Origin of the sequence: Pseudomonas sp. MM213, from assembly GCF_020423045.1 — a bacterium.
GTDB classification, from domain to species: Bacteria; Pseudomonadota; Gammaproteobacteria; order Pseudomonadales; family Pseudomonadaceae; genus Aquipseudomonas; species Aquipseudomonas migulae.
The window spans coordinates 401,642-424,905 of record NZ_CP081943.1; the positions used below are offsets into that span (position 1 = coordinate 401,642).

18 protein-coding genes are annotated in these 23,264 nt (G+C 59.7%); 12 read left to right on the plus strand and 6 right to left on the minus strand.

From position 1 onward, the window contains the following. Positions 1 to 52 precede the first annotated feature (52 nt). The 3 genes from K5R88_RS01965 to K5R88_RS01975 form a co-directional block, all read right to left on the minus strand. Complete coding sequence (locus tag K5R88_RS01965) at positions 53 to 2,302, minus strand: Ig-like domain-containing protein (protein WP_226299060.1); 2,250 nt, start codon at positions 2,300 to 2,302, stop codon at positions 53 to 55. 35 nt (positions 2,303 to 2,337) lie between these two features. Then, positions 2,338 to 3,684 carry a hypothetical protein gene (locus K5R88_RS01970; protein WP_226299061.1) on the minus strand — a complete coding sequence of 449 codons (1,347 nt, stop codon included), beginning with the start codon at positions 3,682 to 3,684 and terminating at the stop codon, positions 2,338 to 2,340. Between the two features lie 253 nt (positions 3,685 to 3,937). Continuing rightward, positions 3,938 to 4,309: a DUF6124 family protein gene (locus K5R88_RS01975; RefSeq protein ID WP_008034164.1), complete on the minus strand. Its 372-nt coding sequence runs from the start codon at positions 4,307 to 4,309 to the stop codon at positions 3,938 to 3,940. Positions 4,310 to 4,433: 124 nt separating this feature from the next. Here K5R88_RS01975 and K5R88_RS01980 point away from each other — a divergent pair, with 124 nt between their 5' ends. The 6 genes from K5R88_RS01980 to K5R88_RS02005 all read left to right on the plus strand — a co-directional run bounded on the left by K5R88_RS01980 (position 4,434) and on the right by K5R88_RS02005 (position 13,340). Continuing rightward, on the plus strand, positions 4,434 to 4,613 hold the full coding sequence (locus K5R88_RS01980) for a hypothetical protein (RefSeq protein WP_157222791.1): 180 nt from the start codon (positions 4,434 to 4,436) through the stop codon (positions 4,611 to 4,613). 256 nt (positions 4,614 to 4,869) lie between these two features. Further along, positions 4,870 to 6,318, plus strand: a complete 1,449-nt coding sequence (locus tag K5R88_RS01985) for a sensor histidine kinase (protein WP_226299062.1) — start codon at positions 4,870 to 4,872, stop codon at positions 6,316 to 6,318. 183 nt (positions 6,319 to 6,501) lie between these two features. Further along, positions 6,502 to 9,309: a multicopper oxidase domain-containing protein gene (locus tag K5R88_RS01990; protein ID WP_226299063.1), complete on the plus strand. Its 2,808-nt coding sequence runs from the start codon at positions 6,502 to 6,504 to the stop codon at positions 9,307 to 9,309. A 17-nt stretch (positions 9,310 to 9,326) separates the two neighbouring features. Then, complete coding sequence (locus tag K5R88_RS01995) at positions 9,327 to 10,343, plus strand: SCO family protein (RefSeq protein WP_008043625.1); 1,017 nt, start codon at positions 9,327 to 9,329, stop codon at positions 10,341 to 10,343. A 104-nt stretch (positions 10,344 to 10,447) separates the two neighbouring features. Then, positions 10,448 to 11,944: a sensor histidine kinase gene (locus K5R88_RS02000; RefSeq protein WP_008034155.1), complete on the plus strand. Its 1,497-nt coding sequence runs from the start codon at positions 10,448 to 10,450 to the stop codon at positions 11,942 to 11,944. Further along, entirely contained in the window at positions 11,913 to 13,340 is a 1,428-nt protein-coding gene (locus K5R88_RS02005; RefSeq protein WP_207286177.1) for a sigma-54-dependent transcriptional regulator, read from the plus strand. The genes K5R88_RS02000 and K5R88_RS02005 overlap by 32 nt, the downstream gene beginning before the upstream one ends. Here K5R88_RS02005 and K5R88_RS02010 read toward each other — a convergent pair. Beyond that, on the minus strand, positions 13,331 to 13,726 hold the full coding sequence (locus tag K5R88_RS02010; protein ID WP_008034150.1) for a hypothetical protein: 396 nt from the start codon (positions 13,724 to 13,726) through the stop codon (positions 13,331 to 13,333). The genes K5R88_RS02005 and K5R88_RS02010 overlap by 10 nt on opposite strands. A 169-nt stretch (positions 13,727 to 13,895) precedes the next feature. On the opposite strand from K5R88_RS02010, the gene K5R88_RS02015 reads away from it, so the two are divergent. The 6 genes from K5R88_RS02015 to K5R88_RS02040 all read left to right on the plus strand — a co-directional run bounded on the left by K5R88_RS02015 (position 13,896) and on the right by K5R88_RS02040 (position 21,023). After that, complete coding sequence (locus K5R88_RS02015) at positions 13,896 to 14,702, plus strand: class I SAM-dependent methyltransferase (RefSeq protein ID WP_226299064.1); 807 nt, start codon at positions 13,896 to 13,898, stop codon at positions 14,700 to 14,702. A 198-nt stretch (positions 14,703 to 14,900) separates the two neighbouring features. Then, a complete protein-coding gene (locus tag K5R88_RS02020) occupies positions 14,901 to 15,569 on the plus strand; it encodes an ABC transporter ATP-binding protein (protein WP_008034147.1) in 669 nt (222 codons plus the stop codon). Between the two features lies 1 nt (position 15,570). Continuing rightward, positions 15,571 to 18,042: an ABC transporter permease gene (locus tag K5R88_RS02025; RefSeq protein WP_226299065.1), complete on the plus strand. Its 2,472-nt coding sequence runs from the start codon at positions 15,571 to 15,573 to the stop codon at positions 18,040 to 18,042. Then, on the plus strand, positions 18,032 to 19,099 hold the full coding sequence (locus K5R88_RS02030; RefSeq protein WP_226299066.1) for a lipocalin-like domain-containing protein: 1,068 nt from the start codon (positions 18,032 to 18,034) through the stop codon (positions 19,097 to 19,099). Before K5R88_RS02025 ends, K5R88_RS02030 begins: the two co-directional genes overlap by 11 nt. A gap of 168 nt (positions 19,100 to 19,267) precedes the next feature. Beyond that, entirely contained in the window at positions 19,268 to 19,846 is a 579-nt protein-coding gene (locus K5R88_RS02035) for a hypothetical protein (RefSeq protein WP_226299067.1), read from the plus strand. A 355-nt stretch (positions 19,847 to 20,201) separates the two neighbouring features. Further along, positions 20,202 to 21,023, plus strand: coding sequence for a VanW family protein (locus K5R88_RS02040; RefSeq protein ID WP_226299068.1), 822 nt, complete (start codon positions 20,202 to 20,204; stop codon positions 21,021 to 21,023). 32 nt (positions 21,024 to 21,055) lie between these two features. Here the strand turns inward: K5R88_RS02040 and K5R88_RS02045 are convergent, their stop codons facing one another. Both K5R88_RS02045 and K5R88_RS02050 read right to left on the minus strand, forming a co-directional pair. Further along, on the minus strand, positions 21,056 to 22,141 hold the full coding sequence (locus tag K5R88_RS02045) for a DUF6708 domain-containing protein (RefSeq protein ID WP_329959891.1): 1,086 nt from the start codon (positions 22,139 to 22,141) through the stop codon (positions 21,056 to 21,058). Beyond that, positions 22,138 to 23,241 (minus strand): DUF6708 domain-containing protein, encoded by a 1,104-nt coding sequence (locus K5R88_RS02050; protein ID WP_226299069.1) that lies wholly within the window; start codon positions 23,239 to 23,241, stop codon positions 22,138 to 22,140. The genes K5R88_RS02045 and K5R88_RS02050 overlap by 4 nt, the downstream gene beginning before the upstream one ends. Between the last annotated feature and the right edge of the window lie 23 nt (positions 23,242 to 23,264).

Here is a 23,264-nt window from a genome sequence, read left to right on the forward strand (position 1 = left end):
TCCTTTCGCAAGAGGCCAGCCCCATCGGCCACGTGACCGATGGGGCCAAGGCTCAGTTGGAGATCACCGTCACGGTGCGCACGGTGCCTTGGGACGAGGTGATGGTGGCCGTCGGGTTCGCCGATGGAATCACCGTGGTGGTGTTGTTCACCGTCAGCCGCCAGCGACCGGTCACCGCCACCGTGGCGGTGCCCAGGGTTGCCAACCCGGTTGGGGTGCTCACCCGGATGGTGACGACGTTGCCGGTGGTCACCGATGAGGTGCCCGCGAAGTCCCAGGTGAAGCGGTTGTTGGAGCGTGCCGACACCGTTGCCGTGGTCACCGTGAAGGTTTCTGCCGGTGGCCGTGGCGAGACTTGCACGGTGACCGTCGCCGGTGCCGTCGACTGGGCGCCGAAGCTGTCCCGGGCGAAGTAGGTGAAGGTCGTGGTGAACGCCGTGGTGAAGTTGGCCGGTGGGGTGTATGTGATCACCGTACCGTTGCTGCTGACGCTGCCGCGACCGTTCGGTGGTTGCGTGAAGCTGGCGACCGCCAGCGGCACGTTGCCTTCCGGATCGGTGTCGTTGGCCAGCACACTGATCGGTATCGCCACGCCCAGGGTTGCGACGCTGTCGGCGACGGCCACCGGTGGCCGGTTAGGTGCCACGGTGATGGTCACGGTCGCCGGGGTGGCCGAGGCCAGGCCTTTGATGTCTTGAGCCTTGTAGGTGAAGGTCGTGGTCAGCGGTGCAGTGACTACGGGAGGCGGTGTGTAGACCACGGCGGTCGTGCCGCTCATTGTCACGGTGCCTTGCCCGGCGGCCGGCGGGGTCAGCGCGACGATGCTCAATGGCGTGTTGCCGTCCGGGTCGCTGTCGTTGGCCAGCAGGTTGAGGGTGATCGGCACCCCGAAGCTGGTGCTGCCGGTGTCGGCAACGGCCAGCGGCGCCTGGTTTTCACCGCTGTTCGGTTGTGTGCCGATCACCACCACAGGTTCGGTGTCGTTGCCGCCGGCGGCGGATTTGATCGTGACAGTGGCCGGTGGCTGCGACAGATCGGCAACGGTCAGGCGTTGCAAAGTGCCGGTTTTCGTCAGCCGTCCGAAGCCCTGAGCGACCATGTCCGGCACCACGACTTCGTCTGACGAGGTGGCTTCGATCAGCAGGCTGTGATTGCTCCAGTTGTAGCGTGCGGTCTGGATTTTCACGATGTCGGTGACTTTGCTCGACACCGCCGTTGGCCGGTTGGTGCCACTCGGGTCGGTCGCGGTGACCACCACCACCGGAGGAACCGTGCTGCCTGTCAGACGATGGCCGAAGAACTGGCCGGTGTTGTTGCCGAGCATGGTGACCAGGCAGGGCGATTGCGGTGGTCCGGGAACCAGAGGCACGGTTTCACGGAAGCACAGGATCGAACTGATGGCCGATTTGCCGAAGACTTCGACCCGGGTACTGCTCGTGCCCGGACCTGTCGGGAGGCGGCGGTAAGTGGCGCGGCCGATTTCCACAGGGGTTTGCGCACGGCTGTCGAGGACTTTGCCGGACACGGTAAAGAGGTTGGTCTGAATGGTCCCGGCCGGACCCTGGACACGCAGGAAGTTATTGTTGAACGGGCTGCCGGTGACCGCTTCGCTGAGGTTCGGATCACCCACGAATGTCTCGATGGCGCCGGTGTCCGGATTCACTTCGGTGTACGGCCCATTGACGCTGCGAAGAAATGGCCCGACCTCCCCGTTGAGTGCCCCGGCGAAGTTGCCCGGTGCACCGATGCCGATGTCGCGGGTGATGTTGATCGCCCGGCGGCCCGGTGTGGTGACGTTGACTGTTTCCACGCCGTACGGGTGGGTGATGGTGTAGGTGCCCGCGACAGGTATGTTCACCCGCAGGCGAATCCGCGCGAAGCTGGCCTGATCGCCGTCGACAGGGTTTTCCGCAGCGAACGCCGCTTCAATCCCGGCCACGTAGGCATCCACGCCATAACCTCCAACATCGTTGATGCTGGTCTCGGCGAGGAACCAGAACGCTTCCGGTGGCCAGTTATCCGGGAACACCATCGGCAGGGTGTCGTCGAAGATGCCGGGCTCCGGATTCAGGATGCACATATAGGCGGGGGCGCCAGGAGCACCCGGTGCCCGCGTGCTGGTAGCCCGTGACTGGCACAGTTCCAGCGACAGCAAATTGCTGTCCTGATACCACATGGGGAATTTCCCCGTGGCGAAAGTGTAGGGGCCGGTATCGACGGCATTGAGTTGCGCGAACGCACTGCCGGACAGCGAAAGAGTCAGCCCGAGCGCCTTGAGCGCGAAGCGTGGCCACTTGTTCATGATGCCTCCTGATGCGGATCTGGGCATGAGAGCGTTCATTGCACGATGACCACTTCTTCGGTATCGCTGCCGCCATTGGATGACGTCACCTGAACCTTGGCCGGTGGAATCGGCGAGATGCCGGTCGACAGGGATTTCTCTGCGCCGCTGCCACTGAGGGCGCCGATGGCGACACCCGTGCCGGAGGTGGCGGTGAGAATCGGTGGCGATGTTTCATCGCTGGTCGAGGCCACTACCGTGATTTGCCCGCTGCTCAGGCTGTACTCGGCCCGTGAAATCACCACCAGGTCGGTCAGCGGCATGGACAAGGAGGTTGGCGTGCTGGTAGGGATGGCCAGATGGTTGTCGGCCGTCACCAGCAAGCTGCTCGGCAACGTCGGGTTGGTGGCTGACTGGGCGTACCAGTGGCCGGTGGTGTTGGCCTCGCTCAGTTTCAACACCGGGGTGTTGCTGTCCAGGGTCACGGTGGCCGGTGGTGGCGGGGCCATGACGAAAACATCCTGGTGGGCCACCGGGGCGCTGGCGCCGGCTGTGCGCGAATAGGTGCTGCGTTCGGCAATGATCGGAGTGGGGCGAACGAGCGTCGATAATTTGCCGGAAATGGCCATTACCGTCGTGCGCAAGTCCAGTCCGTTAGGCCCTTCAATGCGGATGTAGTTGGTATTGAAAGGGCTGCCGGTGAAAGCCTCTTCCAGGTTCGGATCGCCCACGAACGTGTCGGTTGAACCGGTAACCGGGTTGGGCTCGACGTAAGGGCCGTTGAGGCTGCGCAGGAAGGGGCCGATGTCCGCTTTGAGCGCACCGTCGTAGGTTTTCGGCGAGCCGATGCCGATGTCCCGGGTCATGTTGATCGCGCGGCGCCCGGGGGTATCGACGTTGAAGACATCGACGCCGTAAGGGTGGGTGATGACATAGGTGCCTGCCGTGGGCACGTCGACCCGAATACGGATACGGCCAAAACTGACCTGGTCGCCTTCCAGCGGGTCGCCACCACTGAACGCGGCTTCAACGGCGCTGACATAGGTCAGGTCGATGCCCCGTGCGGCATCGACGATGGATCCGTCGCCGGTGAACCAGAACGCTTCGTCGGGGAAGTTGGTCGGGAAAACGATGGGTTGAGTGTCATCGAAAATGCCGGGGTTCGGATTCAAAAGGCACATGTAGGACGGTGCGCCGGGCGCACTCGGAACTCTGGAGCTGACGGCCTTGGACAGGCACAAATCGAGGGTTCGACCGTGGGTGTCCTGATACCAGGAAGCGAAGTTACCGTTGGCGGGAACATAGGGGCCGGGGTCGACAGCAAACAGCGCTGCCTGGGCGACGCCTTGGGCCAGAGCGGACACGACCAGGGCGATCGTGGTTTTGGACAGTAAAGGGTGCATGAGTATTCCCTCTATCAGAGACCTGCCCCTTGGGGGGGTGGGTCAGTTGACGGGGGAGTCGGCAACTTCCGTACCAATCGTTGGAAACGGCCGGCAAAGGCCCGGCATTACAGCGTTTCGCTATTAAGCGTTGCCTGGATGCCGGACGAACCAACGGGCGACTGTCCCCAGCATTGGGGGGCGATGGGGATGCCGGGGAGGGCGGGAAACCTGTAGGAGCAAGCTTGCTCCTACAGACAGCCGGACGCAGTCGCTACTCGGTGGGGGCTAATTGATCCAGCGCCCGATTCACCGCCAACTCGCCCAGCATGATGACTTGCGCAATCCCCAGCAGGGAGTTGCGGCATGTCCCGTCCAGTTGATCCGCCAGATCCGTCGCCATGACATTGGCCGATGCCAGGGATTCACACGCATGGGCCAGCAGGGTTTCGGTATCGAGTTCCGGGTTGACGATAAACAGGGTGGTGGGTGTTCGCGGAGTGGCTTTGATGTGAGCGTTCTGGGCGGCAGGGTTGAAGTAGAAATCGAGGGCGCGATTGACAGCTTCGCGATGTGCTTCTGAATCGGGATTGTCTTGCGGCGATGCCGGATCGGTGTCCGGTGGATTGGGCGTTACTTTGAACATAAATAAAACTCCTTATGCTAACAACAAGGAGCCATCACCCTCGCTACCAAACGAGGGGTGGTGGCCATACGCAGGTTGGTAGACCGGGCACAAGGAAACCGGCGCGCCCGAAGGCGCCCTGTGCATGACCACCATAAATGCGAGACCAGAAGCCTCAAATGGCGATGCAATGCACCTTATGCAGCTCGGGCTACCAAACCCGATCACTGATTTTCAGCGACCGGAAAACGATAAAGCCCAAGATCAAGGCGCACAAGCCGGCGGATTCTGGCGCAAGCGTAGGCAATGGCGCAAGGCGTTGTAGCCTGCGCGAAGTAACACGAAGTGTTTTTAAACACGCGTGGTTAAACATGAGCAAGCACTGCTGAAAATCGCGGAAGCGCCAGACTGTGCTCGTGGCAGTTTGCAAAGGCAAAACCACTGAATGTGTGTTTGCCGAACGGTTACGACGTGTATCGATTGATGGATCCAACAGGGGATCGTCACGTCAACACCCAATACCGGGCAAATGCCTGACCGTGGGCTATAACCAATGGGGGGAATCGCCGGGAAGTACGCCCATGAACATGCCCACACAATCGCTCCAGTCCGAAGAGGGCGATGTGCGCTTGAGCTCGCGAAAGCAACCGTTCAATCTGCTGCGCTGGTTTTCCCTCATCAGCATGGCGGTGATTGGTACGGTGGCGGTGGCGCTGGGGGCTGTGTCCACGCGATTTGTGATTACCGAGAGCGTGCAGCGCGATGCATTGCTGACCTCGCAGTTCATTCAGACGATTGCCTTGACCGAGGTGCGCCACGTATCAATTCCCAATGTGCGCAGCATGGGCGAGCTGCTGGACCCGCGCAAGGACAAGGATTTCCCCGATGTAGACCCGATGGCCCGCGCCAACGCCCGGGGCGAATTTCTCGATCACATCGAGCACTTGCCTGACGTGATCCTTGCCAACATCTACGCCCCCGACCGCATGGTGATCTGGTCGACCAACCCGGCATTGATGGGCACCACGATCCATGCCGACGAAGACCTTGAGCGCGCATTCGCCTCCAGGACGCCGGTGTCGACCAGTTATCACGACGTCGACAAGACACGCATGGAGCAAAAGTTCGTCTCGCCGCCGGAATTCATCTTCATCGAAAACTACATTCCGCTGTTCGATGCCGATGGCGGGCACGTCACGGCGATGGTCGAGATCTACAAGGAACCCGAAGACCTGATCAGCCGCATGGAGCGCGGTCTGGTGTTGATCTGGCTGGCCACCGCACTGGGCGGCGGGCTGATTTATCTGGGGCTGTACTGGATCGTGCGGCGTGCGGCGATCCTGTTGGCGGCGCAGCAAAAACAATTGATCACCAACGAAACCTTTGTCGCCCTGGGTGAGATGTCATCGGCGGTGGCCCACAGTTTGCGTAACCCGTTGGCGACCATTCGCTCCAGTGCCGAACTGGCGCTGGAGTTCGACAATGGCCCGGCGCACCAAAACATCAACGACATCATCGGTCAGGTCGATCGCATGTCGACGTGGGTCAGGGAATTGCTGCAATCCTTGCGCCCGCTCACCGATGAACCGGAACCGGTGAACCTGGTGGCGGCGGTGCACGACAGCCTCATGGCCTTCGAGCAGCAGATCGCCAAGGCCTGCGTTCATGTGGTGTTCGAGCCGAAGGACACGCCCATGGTCCTGAGCCAGCAGATGCAGTTGACGCAGATACTCAACCGTCTGCTGGCCAACGCGCTGGAGGCCATGGACCAGGGCGGCACGCTCACCGTCATTTTGGAGCCGACGGATGCCCGAGACGTCAGCGTGGTGGTGAGCGATACCGGCAGAGGCATGAACGAGGAACAGCGCAGCATGGCTTTCCGGCCGTTTTTCACCACCAAACAAGGCGGGCTCGGCGTCGGGCTCGTACTGGTCAAGCGGATTATGGAGCGCTGCGGCGGTACGGTGAGCCTGGACAGTCGCGAGGGCGAGGGCACAAGTGTTCGCCTGTCGTTCCAACGCAGTCCCTGAAATGGGGACGAACTTTCCCCGGTTGCGGGTGTCATTCCCCAGTCGTTTTTCAGGGCATGGCAAATTGATGTTGATAAGCCATTGTTTTAACGAGCATTAGTGCGTTTGTATAGGCTGTAGCAAGTCTGGCGAGCTCCTTGCAAAACCCCCATTACCCCCTTCACGACTTCGAGGCGGCTGGTGATGGACAGAAAAGCGCTGCACCCCTGCAAATGGTTTGGTCTCCTGACGCCCCTTAGCGTTTTTGTGGCCATGACGCTCGGCACAACGAGCCTGCGCGCCAGCCCGATCGACGACGAGGGGCAGCCGCCACCTTCCGACCCTTCGGCGTATTACGACGAGCCGGCTGACAAGGCAGGTGCCTTGAACGCCATTTTGACCATGCCCCCCGCCAACCTGGATGCCTTCGACTTGCCGGCTGGCGTCAAAGGCACCCGAGAGACCCCGCTCAAGGAAAACGTCCTTCCGCCGGCGATACAGACCAGCTTCAATTACCCTACCAACGGCAAACCCAGCCCGTTGTACGGTGCTCTGCCGTTCACCCAGCAACTGGTGCTGTTCGAAGAGTTCGGTCCGGAAAAACTCGACCCCACCACCCCGGCGGCACAGTTGCCGTTTCCACCGGCCGCCATCGGCCCGCTGCCGCAACAGGATCCCACCAGCGTCGCTCGCAGCGCTCCGCCGAGTGCGGCGCTCGACGCTTTCATGCGGCAACCCGGACTGACCCCGTTTCCCAGCCATTATTCCAACGTGGTCGACCGCAACCCTTGGCAGAAGCAGATCGAATTTTTCCTCAACCGGCGTATCGGTTCGTCGGCTGAAGGCCGTCCACCAGGAAAAGGCTGGTCGCACCAGCGCTGGAACGAGTTTTACCCGCAGATCGCCTACAAGACTGTGCAATCCGGCGCACGGGTGAATACCGGGTTGCGTGACAGTCGTCAGATGCACCGCTATGCCATGGGCGAGTTTGGCCCCGGTGGCCTCTATTACAATGTGGCTGGCCTGCCGACGACCGTAGGCACCGCCAAAGGCGTCGATGCGCGTTTTCACCCGAAAATGCCGGTGCAGAACCACAAATCGGTCTGGACCTTCGACGGCACCTTGCCACCGAAATTGCTCATGGTGCGTTACGGACAACCCGTGCTGATGCGCCATTACAACGCCTTGCCGATCGACCCGTCGGCGAACATGGGTTTTGGTCTGCACACCCTCAGCACCCACGAACACAATGGTCACCAACCGGCGGAAAGCGACGGTTATGCCAACGCATTTTTCTTCCCCGGGCAATTCTACGACTATCGCTGGCCGATCCAGTTGGCTGGCTACGACAGCATCAACACCACGGCTACAGACCCGCGTGCAGCTTTTCCGTGCTCGCCGGGCGAAACCCTGTGGACCAACGACCTCATCCCCAGCCGCAAGACCTGCGACAACGGCACGATCAAGATCCGTGGCGACTGGCGCGAAACCATGAGCACCCACTGGTTTCACGACCACATGCTCGATTTCACCGCGCAGAACGTCTACAAGGGCAACGCGGCGATGATGAACTACTACAGCGCCCTGGACCGTGGCAATGAAGCGGTGAATGACGGCGTCAACCTGCGTTTACCCAGTGGCAACGCCTTGCCTTGGGGCAACCGCGACTACGACGTCAACCTGCTGTTTGCCGATAAAGCGTGGGACAAGAACGGTCAACTGTGGTTTAACCCGTTCAATACCGACGGCTTCCTCGGTGATCAGGTGCTGGTCAACTGGCAGTGGAAACCGGTCCTGGATGTGCGCGCCCGCAGCTATCGGTTCCGCATGCTCAATGGCTCGGTGTCGCGCTACTTCAAACTGGCGCTGGTGCGCGAAATCAAGGGCACCGGCGGCGAGTTCCCAGGGCCTGTCGGGTCAGGCTTGTCGTACGCCCGTGTGCCGTTCCACATGATTGCCAACGACGGCAACATCATGGAACACGCCGTGCCATTCGACGGCACCATGGACCTGGATGCCGACGGCGATACTCAAAATCACAACGCGATCCTGCCAACCATGGGTATCGCCGAGCGTTTCGACATCGTCGTCAACTTCTCGAAAAACGGGGTCAAGGCGGGCGACAAGCTGTTCTTCGTCAACCTGCTGGTGCACGAAGACGGCAAGGGCCCGGAAGAACCCGTCGCCCTGGCTGACGTGCTGTCCGAGAAGTACAAGGCCGTCATCAGGCAATCCAGCAAGGGGCCGAAGTGGGAGGACGGTGATCCGGCGATAGGCAAAGTGTTGCAATTCAACGTCAAGGCCTACACCGGTCAGGACCTGGCCATGGACCCGGCGGCCTATGAACCGGCCAAACCGGGCAAGGCTGAAGGCCTGGTGATGATCCCGCTGAAAATTCACCGCGATAATGTGGCCGACAAGGCGCTGCTGGCCAAGGCCCGTCATCGCACCTTCACCTTCGGTCGTTCCGACGGCACCGATTCGGCGCCCTGGACAATCAAGACCGACGGCGGTTTCGGTTTCAGAATGGACCCTCGTCGGCTGAACGTCTCGACCAAACTGGCCTCTGGCCCGACCGATGCCGGCGTCACGGGCTTCGGTACGCTGGAAGTGTGGAACATCAAGCTCGGCGGCGAGGGCTGGAGCCACCCGGTTCACGTGCACTTCGAGGAGGGGATCATCCTCAGTCGCGGCGGCAAGCTACCACCGGAATGGGAAAAATGGGCACGTAAGGACGTGTACCGCATCGGTCCGGAAAAGGACGGCCTGGACAGCGTCGAGATTGCGATCCACTTCCGCGAATTCGCCGGGACGTACATGGAGCACTGCCACAACACTCAACATGAGGACAACTCCATGCTGTTGCGTTGGGACGTTGAGAAACCGGGGCAACTGCAATTGATGCCGGTTCCGCTGCCGAGCTGGGATGGTGTGCGCTACGTGAACTCTGCTGCACTGCCAACCTTCCGCACCGGCGATGGCTACGGCCCACAAGTGGTGATCAAGCCATGATCCGCAGGGGAGCCGACATGACACTGCACACGCCGCGCTCCCGCGCACTGGGCATGCACCTGATTCTGGTACTGGTGACGTTTTTGCTGGCCAGCCAGGTGCTGCTCGCTCATGAAGGCGCACTGTCGCCGTCGCCGACGGAATCGGCGACACCCTGGGGGCGCGATTACTTTCCCAACACCTTGCTGACCGACCAGGACGGTCGGCAGGTGCGTTTTTTCGATGACATGATCAAAGGCAAAGTGGTGGTGATCAACTTCATCTTCACCACGTGCAGCGATTCCTGCCCGCTGGAAACCGCGCGCCTGCGCCAGGTGCAGCAGTTGTTGGGGCCCCGGGTCGGCCAGGATATTTTTTTCTACTCGATCAGCATCGATCCTTTGAGCGATACACCCGAGGTGCTCAAGGCCTACGCGCAGCGCTTCAAAGTCGGGCCGGGCTGGCAGTTCCTCACCGGGGAGTTCGAGGCCGTCACCGACCTGCGCAAAAAGCTCGGGCTGTTTATCGAGGGCGTCGACAACGGTCGCAGCAAGGACCACAACCTGAGCCTGATCGTCGGCAACCAGGGCACCGGTCGCTGGATGAAAGCCTCACCGTTCGAGAACCCATGGATCCTCGCCGATCAGTTGGCCAATACCTTGCAGAACTGGAAGCAACCCAGTGTTGAAGAAAATTATGCCGATGCGCCCGAGATCCGCCCGCCGAGCAACGGCGAAGAGTTGTTTCGCACCCGTTGCGCCTCGTGCCACAGCCTCGGGCCGCAAGACGGGCAGGGCATCGGCATGCGCGCCATCGGCCCGGACCTGATCGGCGTAACCCGCGTGCGCGATCCCGCCTGGCTCAATCGCTGGATCCGAGAACCGGATCGCATGCTGGCCGAAAAAGACCCGATTGCGCTGGAACTGTTTCAACGCTTCGACAAAATCCCGATGCCAAACCTGCGCCTTGATGAGAAAGCGGCGCAGTCCATCATTGATTTTTTGCAGGAGGAAACCGATCGTCAGCAATCGTTGCAAGCGGCGCAGGTGCCATAGCGGCGAATTACTATCATTGAACCGCCGACTCGATCAATGACACCTACACTGATGCGAAACGCCACTGAATAGGCTTCAAGCCAGTACCGAATTCAGGACCCACCATGCAGATACTCGAACAACAAAAAGTACCTGCTCCGTCGAACCTTCCGGCGGGGGAATGCACGAGCTGGCGTGGCGAATTCAATCTGCTGCGCTGGTTTTCCTTTGCCAGTTTTTTGATCATTGCCGCCGTGGCGGCGGGGCTGGGGTACATCTCCACCCGTTTCGTGGTGGAGGAGAGCATCGAACGCGATTCCATGCTGACCGCGCAATTTATCCAGGCCATCGGTGCTGCCGAAATCCGCCACGCATCGATTTCCCCGGAAAGAACCATGGGCGAAATGCTCGATTCTCGCCTGGATAACGCCCATCCCGACGTGAACCCGGGCGCACGTGCTGCGGCGCGCATCGAGTTTCTCGATCATGTGGCAAACCTGCCGGACCTGCTGTTGGCCACGGTGTATGCCCAGGATCGCACCGTGGTCTGGTCGACCAACCCGGAGCTGATCGGCGTACGCATCGAAGACGACGATGAACTGGACGAATCTTTCGAAATGAAGGAGCCCGTTTCCACCAGCTACCACGAAGTCGATGAAGAACGTCCCGAACAAAAACTGTTGCACGAGCCCCAGTACCTGTTCGTTGAAAACTACATCCCGATGTTCAACGCCGACAAAAGCAAAGTCATCGCCATGGTCGAGGTCTACAAGGAGCCTACTGATCTGGTTGAACGTATCCAGCGCGGTTTCAAGGCCATCTGGCTGGCCACCGTGCTCGGTGGTGCCGCCATCTACTTGGGGCTGTTCTGGATTGTGCGGCGTGCGGCGAAGCTGATCGAGAGTCAGCAGAAACAGCTGATCGCCAACGAAACCTTCGTCGCGCTGGGGGAAATGTCTTCGGCCGTGGCCCACAGTTTGCGCAACCCGCTGGCGAACATTCGCTCCAGCGCCGAACTGGCCCAGGAAATCGCCAGTCAGAGCGCGCAGAAGAACATCGGCGACATCATCAACCAGGTCGATCGCATGTCGCGCTGGGTTCGCGAGTTGCTGGTGTCGTTGCGGCCGGTGAATGACGACTACGAAACCGTGGACCTGGTGCTGGCCATCGACGACACCCTGAGTGCCTTTGACGCGCTGATCAAGCGCTCCGGTGTCGAAGTCCGGTTCACGCCGCAGGTTTGCCCACCGGTCGTCAGCCAACAGGTGCTGCTCACGCAAATTCTCAATAGCCTGTTCGCCAATGCCCTGGAAGCCATGCCCAAGGGCGGCGTGCTGAGCATCGATATCGAGTCGCCGCAGTCCGGACTCTTGCGCATGACCCTGAGCGACACCGGCAAGGGCATGACCAAACAGCAGCAACAAATGGTTTTCAAACCGTTTTTCACCACCAAACAAGGCGGGTTGGGTGTGGGCCTGGCCCTGGTCAAAAGAATAATGGAGCGTTTTGAAGGTTCGGTCGAACTGACCAGCCAGGAGCAGGAAGGAACCCGCGTTTGTCTGAACTTCAAAGTGGCAACGGGAGGGGAATATGGGGTACAGCATTCTGCTGGTCGAGGATGACGAAATCCTCGCCGGGAATCTTCAGACCTACCTGGAACGCAAAGACTTCGAGGTGACGGTCTGCCACTCGGCTGAAGATGCGCTGAAGCAAATGAACACGTTTGCCCCGGACGTCGTACTGACCGACAACTCGTTGCCGGGCATGAGCGGTCACGATCTGATCCAGAAGCTGCGTATCAGCGCGCCGGACCTGAAAGTGATCATGATGACCGGCTACGGCAATGTCGAAGACGCCGTGGTGGCGATGAAAGAAGGCGCGTTCCATTACGTCACCAAACCGGTGGCGCTGCCGGAACTCAAGCTGTTGCTGGACAAGGCCCTGGCCACCGAGCGGATGGAGCGCACGCTGTCGTTCTATCAGGAACGCGAAGCGCAGAAGTCGGGGGTGCAGGCGTTGATCGGCGAATCGGGGCCCATGGTCTTTCTGAAAAACACCATCGGCCAGTTGCTCGACGCCGAGCGCCGGATGGCCAACGCCGATTTGCCGCCGGTGCTGGTGGAAGGCGAGACGGGCACCGGCAAGGAACTGGTGGCCCGCGCGCTGCATTTCGATGGCCCGCGCAGCAAGGGCCCGTTCATTGAATTCAACTGCGCGTCGATTCCCTCCAATCTGGTGGAGTCGGAGCTGTTCGGCCACGAGAAGGGGGCATTCACCGACGCCAAGGACCGTCGCGTCGGCCTTGTGGAAGCGGCGGATGGCGGCACCTTGTTTCTCGATGAAGTCGGGGAAATGGACCTGCTGCTGCAAGCCAAACTGCTGAAGCTGCTGGAAGACCGGACCATTCGCCGGGTCGGTTCGGTGAAGGAGCGCAAGGTTGATTTGCGGGTGATCAGCGCAACCAATTGCAACCTCGAACAAATGGTCCAGCAGGGCAAGTTCCGCCGCGACCTGTTCTTCCGTTTGCGCATCATTTCGATCAAGGTGCCGCGCCTTTATACCCGTGGCGAAGACGTCCTGTTGCTGGCCCGGCACTTCCTCGCCATCCACGGCAAACGCTATGGCAAACCGAACCTGCATTTCAGCGAACAGGCCGAAGAATTGCTCATGAGCTACAGCTGGCCGGGCAACGTGCGCGAGTTGCGCAACATGCTCGAACAAACCGTGCTGCTGGCCCAGTACGACACCATCGCCGCGCACCAGTTGAACGTCTGCCTGAGCCTGGTGGACGAGCCGGTGGCGATGCCCGAGGCGCCCCATAATGAAGTGCGCCCGGCGTACAACGGCAACGAGTCGATGAACCTGCCGGAGGTCGAGCGCGACATGGTGCGCAAGATGCTCGACAAGACCGACTGGAACGTCACCAAGTCCGCACGGCTGCTGGGTTTGAGCCGCGACATGCTGCGTTACCGGATCGAAAAACTCGGCCTCGCCCGCCCGGACAAGCGTCAGTGGTAGACGGGCGTCGCCTGGCCCTGTCGACTGAGGCAGGCCAGCAGGCACGTCGGGTCGACGACTTCTTCGTTCACGTAGACGCCGAGTTCCGGGTCATAGGAGCGGATGAACACCCGGACGGTGGCATCCGCGACGGTCGGCAACCGTGAATCGGAGAACACGTGCTCGCTGGAGATCGGGATGAAATCCTGCGGCGCCGTGGGAATGTACGAGCGCGGTGGCACCGTGCTCAGCGTCGGCGGAACGGGGTGGGCGAACGGCTGGTTTTCGCCGTAATAGTTGAACTCGCTGCTGTACCCGGACGGCGGCGTCAGGTTGTCATCCGCGTGAACCCCCGTGGTGGCGGTCAGGCAGAAGATGAGCAACAGCATCAAATCGGTGTGTTTCATGGCAGCACCTGCGAAATCGGTTGTCCCGCAATTCCCCAAGGCCATTAACTATAGCTGCCGTACGGGCGCGTTGCCGGCTTACAACATTCCAACAAACGCTACATGGGTTTTTCAAAAACGCTGATCTAGACTCGGGCCGGTCTGATAAACCCGAGTTCTGGAGCGTGCAATGGAAATGCTGACCAAAGAAAAAGCCATCGCCAGCAACCGCGATGCGTGGAATGACTCCGCCCGACACCACAAAGACAATCCCGAATGGCCGTCACTGTTGAAGGCCGTGGCACTGGGCGATTTCTGCTGCATCGACGACACGTTGCGCGGTGTGCTGGAGCAGGTTGGGGTCGACGGCAAGGACGTGGTGCAACTGGGCTGCAACAACGGCCGCGAAAGTCTTTCACTGTTTGCGCTCAGTGCCCGCAGCGTCGTCGGCGTTGACCAGTCCGCAGCGTTTCTCGATCAGGCGCGGGAACTGGCTTCCCGCTCGCCGCACGCGCCTGAATTCGTCGAGGCCGACATTCATCACCTGCCGAGTGAACTGCACCACCGGTTCGATGTGGCCCTGATCACCATCGGCGTATTGGGCTGGATGCCGGACATTGGCGAATTCTTCCGCCACGTCGCCCGCACCCTCAAGCCCGGCGGGGCGTTGGTGGTGTACGAAACCCACCCGTTCCTGGAAATGTTCGACCCCGAATCAGACGATCCCTTTCGCCCGGTCACTTCGTACTTCCGCCGCGAACCTTTCGTGCAGGACCAGCCGATCGTCTACGAAGGCAAAGTCGAACAGCAAGCCGCGACGTCCTACTGGTTCGTCCATACCCTCAGCGAGATGTTCACCGGCGCCATCGAAGCGGGGTTGCAGATCAGCCACTTCAAGGAGTATCCGCACTCCAATCGGGAGGAGATTTATGATCAGTATCAGCAGCGAGAGGCGCAATTGCCGTTGTGTTTTACGTGGGTGGGGGTGAAGTGCTGAGTTTTTGAGCCGAAAATGAGTTGCCCCTATCGCGAGCAGGCTCGCTCCCACCTTAGATCTTTGGCGCAACGAAGATCCAATGTGGGAGCGAGCCTGCTCGCGATGGGGCCCTAACGTGCAACGCAAACCTGAAATTTGTCCCAACTCCACTTCCGCGGCCGCTATCCTTTGCCCCACGCCCCTCAAACAGGTTCACCCATGCTTTCGGTCCAAGGCGTTTTCAAAAGCTACGCCACTCCGCAAGGTCCGCTGTCGGTGCTGCAAGGTGTCGACCTGACGCTGAAATCCGGCAGCAGCCTGGCGCTGATGGGCGAGTCGGGCAGCGGCAAAAGTACCTTGCTGCATTTGATCGCCGGGCTGGACAAGGTCGATAGCGGCAGCATCCGCAGTGGTGAACATCAGCTTGAACGGATGAGTGAAGGGCAACTGGCGAACTGGCGACGCACCGAAATCGGCCTGGTGTTCCAGCAGTTCAACCTGATCGGCAGTTTGCGCGTGGAGGACAATCTGGCGTTCCAGGCGCGGCTGGCGGGGCGGCATGATGCGCGCTGGCAGGCGCATCTGGTCAAGCGTCTGGGCCTGGGCGATGTGTTGCGGCGTTATCCCGAGCAGTTGTCCGGCGGCCAGCAACAGCGAGTCGCGCTGGGCCGGGCGCTGGCATCGCAACCCAAATTGCTGCTGGCCGATGAACCCACCGGCAGCCTCGATGAAGCCACCAGCGATGAAGTGCTGAAGTTGTTGCTGGAACTGCTCGACGACAGTCCGACGACGTTGTTGATGGTCACTCACAGCCCGAGAGTGGCCGCGCGCCTGGCTGAAAAAGTAGTGCTGCACCGTGGCCGTCTGGCTGGCGCGGACGAGCACTGAGGTGCGAGTCTTTCGCGAGACGTTGCGGGCGCTGCTCAGCCATTGGCGGCAGCACCCGGTGCAATTTTTCAGTGTGCTGACCGGGCTGTGGCTGGCCACCAGCCTGCTGACCGGCGTGCAGGCGCTCAACAGTCAGGCGCGGGAAAGTTATGCGCGGGCCAGTCAGTTGATCGGTGGTGAGCCGCAGGCCAGCCTCAGCGCACCCGGTGGCGGGACTTTTTCTCAGGCATTGTTTATCGAACTGCGCCGCGACGGTTGGCCTGTGTCGCCGGTGCTGCAAGGGCGGGTGACGCTCAAGGGCCATGAAGACCAGCGCTTGCAACTGATGGGCATCGAGCCGGTGTCGCTGCCGGCCGGTTCGGCGGTGGCCGGGCGGGCATTGGACATCGAGCAGATCGTCCGGTTTTTCAGCCCGCCGGGCAGCACCTGGATTTCGCCGCAGACGTTGCAAGCGTTGGGCATGCGCGAAGGCGAGCAGCCACTGACGTTGAGCGGGGCGACTTTACCGCCGCTGCATGTTCAAACCGACATGGCCCCCGGCGTTTTGCTGGTGGATATCGGCTTCGCCCAGCAGATTCTGGGGCTGCCGGAGCAACTGTCACGTCTGCTGCTGCCCAAGAATTTCACCGCCACCTTGCCGGATCAGTTCAAAAGCCAGCTCCAACTCAAAAGCAGCGGCGAAGAAAACAACCTCTCGCGCCTCACCGAAAGTTTTCACCTGAACCTCGATGCCTTGGGTTTTCTGTCTTTCGTGGTCGGCCTGTTCATCGTTCACGCGGCCATCGGGCTGGCGCTGGAACAACGCCGAGGGCTGCTGCGAACCCTGCGCGCCTGTGGTGTCAGCGCACGGATGTTGATCGCTTGCCTCGCTGTTGAACTGGGCGGCCTGGCACTGCTCGGCGGCCTCGCCGGGGTTGCCAGCGGCTACCTGCTGGCCAGCGTGCTGCTGCCGGATGTCGCCGCCAGTTTGCGCGGTTTGTACGGTGCCGAAGTGGCGGGGCAGTTGAGCCTCAGCCCATGGTGGTGGCTCAGTGGCGTCGGCCTGAGCCTGCTCGGCGCGTTATTGGCCGGTGCCAACAGTTTGTTGCGGGCGGCGCGTCTGCCGTTGCTGGCCCTGGCCGATCCGCAAGCCTGGCATCAGGCTCACGCACGCTGGTTGCGGCGCCAGGCGTGGGTCGCGGCGATTGCCGGCGTGATCGCGTTGCTGGCGCTGATCCGGGGCGAAAGTCTCGCCAGTGGATTTGTGCTGATGGCGGCGTTGTTGATCGGTGCCGCACTGGCGCTGCCGGTGGTGCTCAACAGCGTGCTGAACCTGACGCTGCAGCGCAGCCGCTCGGTGCTCGGCCAATGGTTTCTCGCCGATTGCCGCCAGCAACTGCCGGCCCTGAGCCTGGCGCTGATGGCGCTGCTGTTGGCATTGGCGGCGAACATCGGCGCCGGCAGCATGACCGCCGGTTTCCGCCAGACCTTCAGCAACTGGCTCGAACAACGCCTGACTGCCGAGCTCTACGTGAACCCGCAAAATCCGGCCCAGGCCCGAGAACTGCAGAGTTGGCTCAAACAGCAACCCTCCCTCAGTGCGGTGCTGCCCAACTGGCAGGTGTCGATCCAGTTGCAAGGCTGGCCGGCGGACGTGTTCGGCGTGATCGATCACCCGACCTATCGCCAGCACTGGCCGCTGTTGGAGGCCTTGGGCGACAACCCGTGGGACCGGCTGGCCAAGGACGACGCCTTGATGCTCAGCGAACAACTGGCGCGGCGGTTGAAAGTGCATCTGGGCGACCACCTGACGATTCCCACACCGGCGGGCCCCTGGTCGCCGCGAATCGTCGGGATCTACGCCGACTACGGCAACCCCAAGGGTCACCTCCTGGTCAACGTCAATCATCTGCTGCGCGGCTGGCCGCAACTGACGCCGAACCGTTTCAACCTGCGCATCGACCCGCCGTTGATTGCGCCGTTCCTGCAAACCCTGCAAGCGCGCTTCGCCCTCGATGACAGTCGCATCGTCGATCAGGCCCGGCTCAAGGGCTGGTCCACACAAGTGTTCGAACGCACCTTCGCCGCCACTGCCGCACTGAACAGCCTGACCCTTGCAGTCGCGGGCGTGGCGCTGTTTATCAGCCTGCTGACCCAGAGCCAGAGCCGCCTCGGACAACTCGCGCCCCTGTGGGCGCTGGGCGTGACGCGCCGACAATTGATGCTGCTCAACCTCGGGCAAACCTGGCTGCTGGCGGTGCTGACACTGATGTTGGCGTTGCCGTTGGGCATCGCGCTGGCGTGGTGCCTGGACACGGTGATCAACGTTCAGGCGTTCGGTTGGCGCCTGCCGTTGCGGGTCTTTCCGTTGCAGCTGTTGCAGTTGATGGGGCTGGCGTTGTTCGCGACTTTGCTGGCGTCGGCGTGGCCGCTGTACGCGCTGTATCGCTCGCAACCGGCGGACCTGCTGAGGACGTTTGCTCATGAGGATTAAGCTCGGCGCGTTGTTGCTGGCACTTTTTTTGAGCGGCTGCGATGACACGGCGCCGGTTGAAAAAGGCTTCGCCGGGCTCGGGGGTGAAGCCGCCGCGTTCACACCGGTAGTGCCCGGCCGGGTGTTCAGCTTCCCGGCGGATCACGGTCCCCACGATGGCTTTCGGATCGAGTGGTGGTACGTCACGGCTAACCTCAAGGACGATCAGGGCCGCGAGTTCGGCGTGCAATGGACGCTGTTTCGCAGTGCGTTGAAAGCCGCGCCCGAGGTGGCGGGTTGGGGCAATCAGGTGATCTGGTTGGGGCATGCTGCGGTGACCTCTGCCACGGTGCATCATGCTGCCGAGCGTTATTCCCGGGGCGGCGTTGGTCAGGCGGGTGTGAGTCTTGACCCGTTCAATGCGTGGATCGACGACTGGCGATTCAGCAGCCAGGGCGCCGATCCTCTGGCGGAGCTTCAACTCAGTGCCCGCGACAAGGCGTTCGGCTACCAGCTGCGGCTGACGTCCACGCGTCCACTGGTGCTTCAGGGCGACAAGGGTTTCAGTCAGAAATCCGAACAGGGCCAGGCGTCGTACTACTACAGCCAGCCGTTTTTCCAGGCCAGCGGCACGTTGGATATCGACGGCAAGGCCTATCAGGTCAGCGGTCCAGCCTGGCTTGACCGCGAGTGGAGCAGCCAGCCGCTGACCGCCAATCAGACGGGGTGGGACTGGTTTTCCCTGCACCTGGACAGCGGCGAACAGGTCATGCTGTACCGCATGCGGCAGAAAAACGGCGAGCCGTATCTCACCGGCACCTGGATCGACGCGCAGGGCCAGACTCAGTTATTGCACGCCGCCGACATCATCCTCACGCCACAAGACACCGCGACAGTCGCCGGTCGTTCGATGCCGGTGCGCTGGTCAATCAAAATCCCCGCCAAGCACCTCGACATCACCCTCGATGCCCTCAATCGCAATGCCTGGATGAATTTGCGCATTCCATACTGGGAAGGCCCTGTGCGCCTGAGCGGCAGTCATGCGGGGCAGGGCTATCTGGAAATGACCGGGTATTGAGTCGCAGCTCTCGACAGCGCGTGCCTCGAAATACTCCGACGTACCGCGTCCACCCGTGCAAGAGACGGCGGACAATCGCTGAACAGCGTCTATGCTCAGTGGCACAGACGGCGCCGAACCTCGATTCAGAGCCGTCTGCTGCCATCCACCACAGGGAATGTTCCGCTTATGAAACTTCATGCTCTGACCAAAGCCATCACCCTCGCCACCGTGCTGTCCACTGTCAGCTTCAGCGCCGTGGCAGCGGACATTCCGTTGTCTGCCGTCGTTGAAGCCGATCAAGTCACGACCAAAGTCCTGGCCGTAGACGCCGCCAACCATCAAGTCGTCCTTGAAGGTGCTGAAGGCCGTGAGGTGAATGTACAACTGAGCGACAAAGCCAAGAATCTGGGTAACCTGAAGGTCGGTGATAAGGTCACCGTCGAAGTGATCCGCTCGGTCGCCGCTTACCTCGACACTGATGTCGACAAAGGTCTGCCGGGCTCTACCGAACGCACCGGAGAAATCCGCGCCACCAAAGACGACCCCAACCCTGGGGGTGAAGCCTTCCGTCAGGTACAGGTACAACTGCAAATCACCAAAATTGATGTGGCGAAAAACCAGGTGACCTTCAAGGGGCCCCGCGGACACTCGAAAACCGTCAACGTTGAAAAGCCTGAAGTTCAGGAAAAACTGAAAGACTTGAAAGTAGGGCAGAGCGTCGTCGTGACGTATACCGATGTATTGAAAGTGACCACTCAACACTAAAGTTGAGTCTTGGCTCTACAGCTTGATCATTCCTGTACAGTTTCTTGTATAGGAATGATCAGATTTAATGGTCTAACTGGTGGGTTTAAAAAGTTGTCGGTGTAATATTGCAATCGACATTTTGTTAAACATTGTGTACACAAATTTCATGTTTATGCACACGGACATATCCGCCAACTTCTATTAAAATCCCTCCCGTTCGCCCAGTGTCAGGGCTCTTTACCAGTGCATGGATTGCCGAGGCCATTACACTGGGCGAACACCTTCTTCAAGTGCAATATGCACTGCATAAATCCGATAGGATGCCCAGCATTTCTTGTAAAGGATGAAAACGGCAGCCGCCGTTCTGACACGGATGAAACCTCTCTCCCTTTATCACCCGGCCCTCTACTGGCTGCGCGTGTGGCAAAAAAGACTGTTCCGCCAACTGGCGTGGCGCTTCTCCCGCAAACGTTACGCTCGCCCGAAAGACACCTTTGAGCGCTTGCCGTACCGATACCTCAAACACACCTCCAAACTGATCCGCAAACTCGGCGACTCCGATTTGCAGCTGCAACACAACAAAGTCGTGAACCTGAAATTGGCCGTGGCTTCAATAGACGGCGTGGTCATTGGCCCCGGTGAATACTTTTCCTTCTGCCGTCTGGTCGGCCGACCGACCCGAAAACGCGGTTACGTCGAAGGCATGGAACTGTCCTTTGGTGAAGCACGCAGCGGCGTCGGTGGCGGGATTTGCCAACTAAGCAACCTGATCCACTGGATGGCGATTCACTCCCCGCTGCTGGTAGTCGAACGATCGAATCACAGCTTCGACCCATTTCCTGACGAGGGGCGTGTGCTGCCATTCGGTTCCGGGGCGGCAATCTTTTACAACTACATCGACCTGGTGTTGCACAACCCGACGGATCGGCACTTTCAGTTGAAGTTGAAAGTGGCTGAGCAGCAGTTGGAAGGGGAGTTGTTGTGTGATCAGATCCGGGCGTTTCGGTATCACGTTTATCAACGGGAACACCGGTTTGTGCGTGAAGGCGGGCGGGTGTTTCGGGAGAATGAAATCTGGCGGGATGTGAGGAGCAAGGGGCAGGAGAGTCAGGTGTTGGAGAGTACGCGGCTTTATAAGAATCGGGTGGTGGTCAAGTATGAGGTTGAAGAGAGTTTATTGGCTGAGCGTGCATAAAAAACGGGCGATCATTTGATCGCCCGTTTTTCTTAACTTGTTTTTTGCATCGGGTGCTTACTGGCGTTGAAATACTCCATGAAGCTCTGGCCCTGAGCAAAGGCTTTTTCAATCCTGGCGCTCTGTGCAACCAACTCGGCACTTGGCGTTGCCCATTGCTCCGGCGGCAGTGGTTTCGACCAATCTGCAATCGAGTCCGGCAGCGCTTTCATACTGTAGCCATGGTCCCACTCTGCAACCCAGTAAGGGAAACGCCACCAAGTGATCAGGTGTGTCAGATACCACCAGCCAACGCCTAAAGCGGAACGCTCGTTGTGCTGGTATTCCTCATGCATATCGGCACGCTCTTGATCGAAGGTATGGCGGCCTTCGTAAGGCGCCTTGCCGGGGCAGTACTGCGGTCCTTTTTCCATATAAACGCGGATCGCTTCCCACTCGCCCAAGCCATGGATGGGTGTTGCTACGCCTTGGTTTACGAAGTGGACTGTGTCGGACTTGGGATCGTCGAAGGCCATGCCAAAGGTGTAAGTGCTGATGATGCCTTCGCCTGTTGAACCGGTGCTGACTGAGAGCCAGGCGACCAGTTCTTCCCATGGCTGGATGACGGGTACGTTGGAGTTGTTGGGGAAGAAACAGACTTCGCGGCGCTGGCGGTTGAAGCGGATGGGGCGGGTCTTGGATTTATTGAGGGTGGTACTGATCACTGCATACAGTCCTAAAACCGCTGCGCCTGCCGCTCCCCAAGCGCCGATGGCAGCACCCATGGGAAAAAACTCTTTGAAAATGTATATAAATGTTCGGTCGTAGGGATCACCGATACTCATCAAGCCTGCGATAAAAGGTCCTACTATCAAACTTACAATCAACAAGAGCATTACACTTGCGATCATCACTCTGGCTTGGAAAGCCTTATTGAAGTTGCTACTACCGACATCGAGATAAGTATCATTGACCTCAAGAAAGCTTCCACCCAAATCCATTGGTGTCTGCCCGGTAGGAATGGGTAGTGGTGAAAAGAACAATGTCTCGCCAGTGGCAAAACGTCGGGTCTCACCAGCGACAGGGCGCTGATTGCTCAAGTCCCGCCAATCACCGGGCTGTTTGATCTCTACGCTCATAATGCCGAACTATCCGCTGATTCCTTTGCCTCGGTTTTGCTGAGGTTGGCCTTGAAGTACGTCATGAAATCCTGTCCTTGAGCAAAGGCTCTTTCAATCTTCGCGCTTTGCTCGTTCAAAGCTTGGCTCGGCTTGGCCCATTGCTCAGACGGTAAGGGTTTGGACCACTCAGCAATCGAGTTAGGTAGGGACTTCATGCTGAAACGATGATCCCATTCCGCTACCCAGTACGGAAAACGCCACCAGGTGATCAGGTGTGTCAGGTACCACCAGCCAACGCCTAAAGCGGAACGCTCGTTGTGCTGGTATTCCTCGTGCACGTCTTGTCGTTCTTTATCGAAGGTGTGACGCCCTTCGTAGGGGGCTTTGCCAGGGCAGAACTCCGGTCCTTTTTCCATATAGACACGTATGGCTTCCCATTTGCCCAAGCCATGAGTAGGAGTCATTACTCCTTGTCTCACAAAGTGCACTACGTCAGCTCTGGAATCGTCGAACGCCATACCAAAGGTATAGGCGCTTGTTACCCCCACTCCAGTCACACCTGTACTGATTGAGAGCCAAGATACTGTCTCTTCCCATGGTTGAATGACAGGAGCGTCAGAACCTTCGGGGAAAAAGCAGACTTCACGACGTTGGCGGTTGAATCGAATTGGACGGGTGCGGGACTTCGCTCTGGTAGTGCTCAAAATAACGTAAGTACCGAGAAGCGCGGCTATTGCTCCTCCCCAAAGACTAAAGGTCACACCGAAATGGAACATACCTGCAGCTCTGTCCCAAAAGGATTCGGAAAATGGATTTCCCCAAGTAGTAGATCCTGCAAGCAAAGGCAAAACAATCAGGCATGAGAAGATGAATATCATACCGAGCCCAATCATTGCCCTAGCTTGGAAAGCCTTGCCGAAATTACTACTGCCCAAGTCGAGGAATGTCTCGTTGACTTCAACGAAGCTTCCGCCGAAATCCATGGGGATTTGCCCGGTAGGCACCGGCAGTGGCGAAAAAAATAGAGCCTCTCCAGTAGCAAAACGACGAGTTTCACCGGCGGCAGGGCGCTGCTGTTTAATATCGAACTCGTCGTGCTGCGCAGAGATAGGTGTCATTCGGAGAGCCATAAACGGTATTC

What these genes read in the sequence shown, in the direction of transcription:
- K5R88_RS02035 (WP_226299067.1), top strand. Translation starts at nt 19,268, where the DNA reads ATGAAACTTCATGCTCTGACCAAAGCCATCACCCTCGCCACCGTGCTG.
- K5R88_RS02020 (WP_008034147.1), top strand. Translation starts at nt 14,901, where the DNA reads ATGCTTTCGGTCCAAGGCGTTTTCAAAAGCTACGCCACTCCGCAAGGT.
- K5R88_RS02015 (WP_226299064.1), top strand. Translation starts at nt 13,896, where the DNA reads ATGGAAATGCTGACCAAAGAAAAAGCCATCGCCAGCAACCGCGATGCG.
- K5R88_RS02005 (WP_207286177.1), top strand. Translation starts at nt 11,913, where the DNA reads ATGGGGTACAGCATTCTGCTGGTCGAGGATGACGAAATCCTCGCCGGG.
- K5R88_RS02010 (WP_008034150.1), bottom strand. Translation starts at nt 13,726, where the DNA reads ATGAAACACACCGATTTGATGCTGTTGCTCATCTTCTGCCTGACCGCC.
- K5R88_RS01995 (WP_008043625.1), top strand. Translation starts at nt 9,327, where the DNA reads ATGACACTGCACACGCCGCGCTCCCGCGCACTGGGCATGCACCTGATT.
- K5R88_RS01980 (WP_157222791.1), top strand. Translation starts at nt 4,434, where the DNA reads ATGACCACCATAAATGCGAGACCAGAAGCCTCAAATGGCGATGCAATG.
- K5R88_RS02030 (WP_226299066.1), top strand. Translation starts at nt 18,032, where the DNA reads ATGAGGATTAAGCTCGGCGCGTTGTTGCTGGCACTTTTTTTGAGCGGC.
- K5R88_RS01965 (WP_226299060.1), bottom strand. Translation starts at nt 2,302, where the DNA reads ATGAACAAGTGGCCACGCTTCGCGCTCAAGGCGCTCGGGCTGACTCTT.
- K5R88_RS01975 (WP_008034164.1), bottom strand. Translation starts at nt 4,309, where the DNA reads ATGTTCAAAGTAACGCCCAATCCACCGGACACCGATCCGGCATCGCCG.
- K5R88_RS02045 (WP_329959891.1), bottom strand. Translation starts at nt 22,141, where the DNA reads ATGAGCGTAGAGATCAAACAGCCCGGTGATTGGCGGGACTTGAGCAAT.
- K5R88_RS01990 (WP_226299063.1), top strand. Translation starts at nt 6,502, where the DNA reads ATGGACAGAAAAGCGCTGCACCCCTGCAAATGGTTTGGTCTCCTGACG.
- K5R88_RS01985 (WP_226299062.1), top strand. Translation starts at nt 4,870, where the DNA reads ATGAACATGCCCACACAATCGCTCCAGTCCGAAGAGGGCGATGTGCGC.
- K5R88_RS02050 (WP_226299069.1), bottom strand. Translation starts at nt 23,241, where the DNA reads ATGACACCTATCTCTGCGCAGCACGACGAGTTCGATATTAAACAGCAG.
- K5R88_RS02000 (WP_008034155.1), top strand. Translation starts at nt 10,448, where the DNA reads ATGCAGATACTCGAACAACAAAAAGTACCTGCTCCGTCGAACCTTCCG.
- K5R88_RS02040 (WP_226299068.1), top strand. Translation starts at nt 20,202, where the DNA reads ATGAAACCTCTCTCCCTTTATCACCCGGCCCTCTACTGGCTGCGCGTG.
- K5R88_RS01970 (WP_226299061.1), bottom strand. Translation starts at nt 3,684, where the DNA reads ATGCACCCTTTACTGTCCAAAACCACGATCGCCCTGGTCGTGTCCGCT.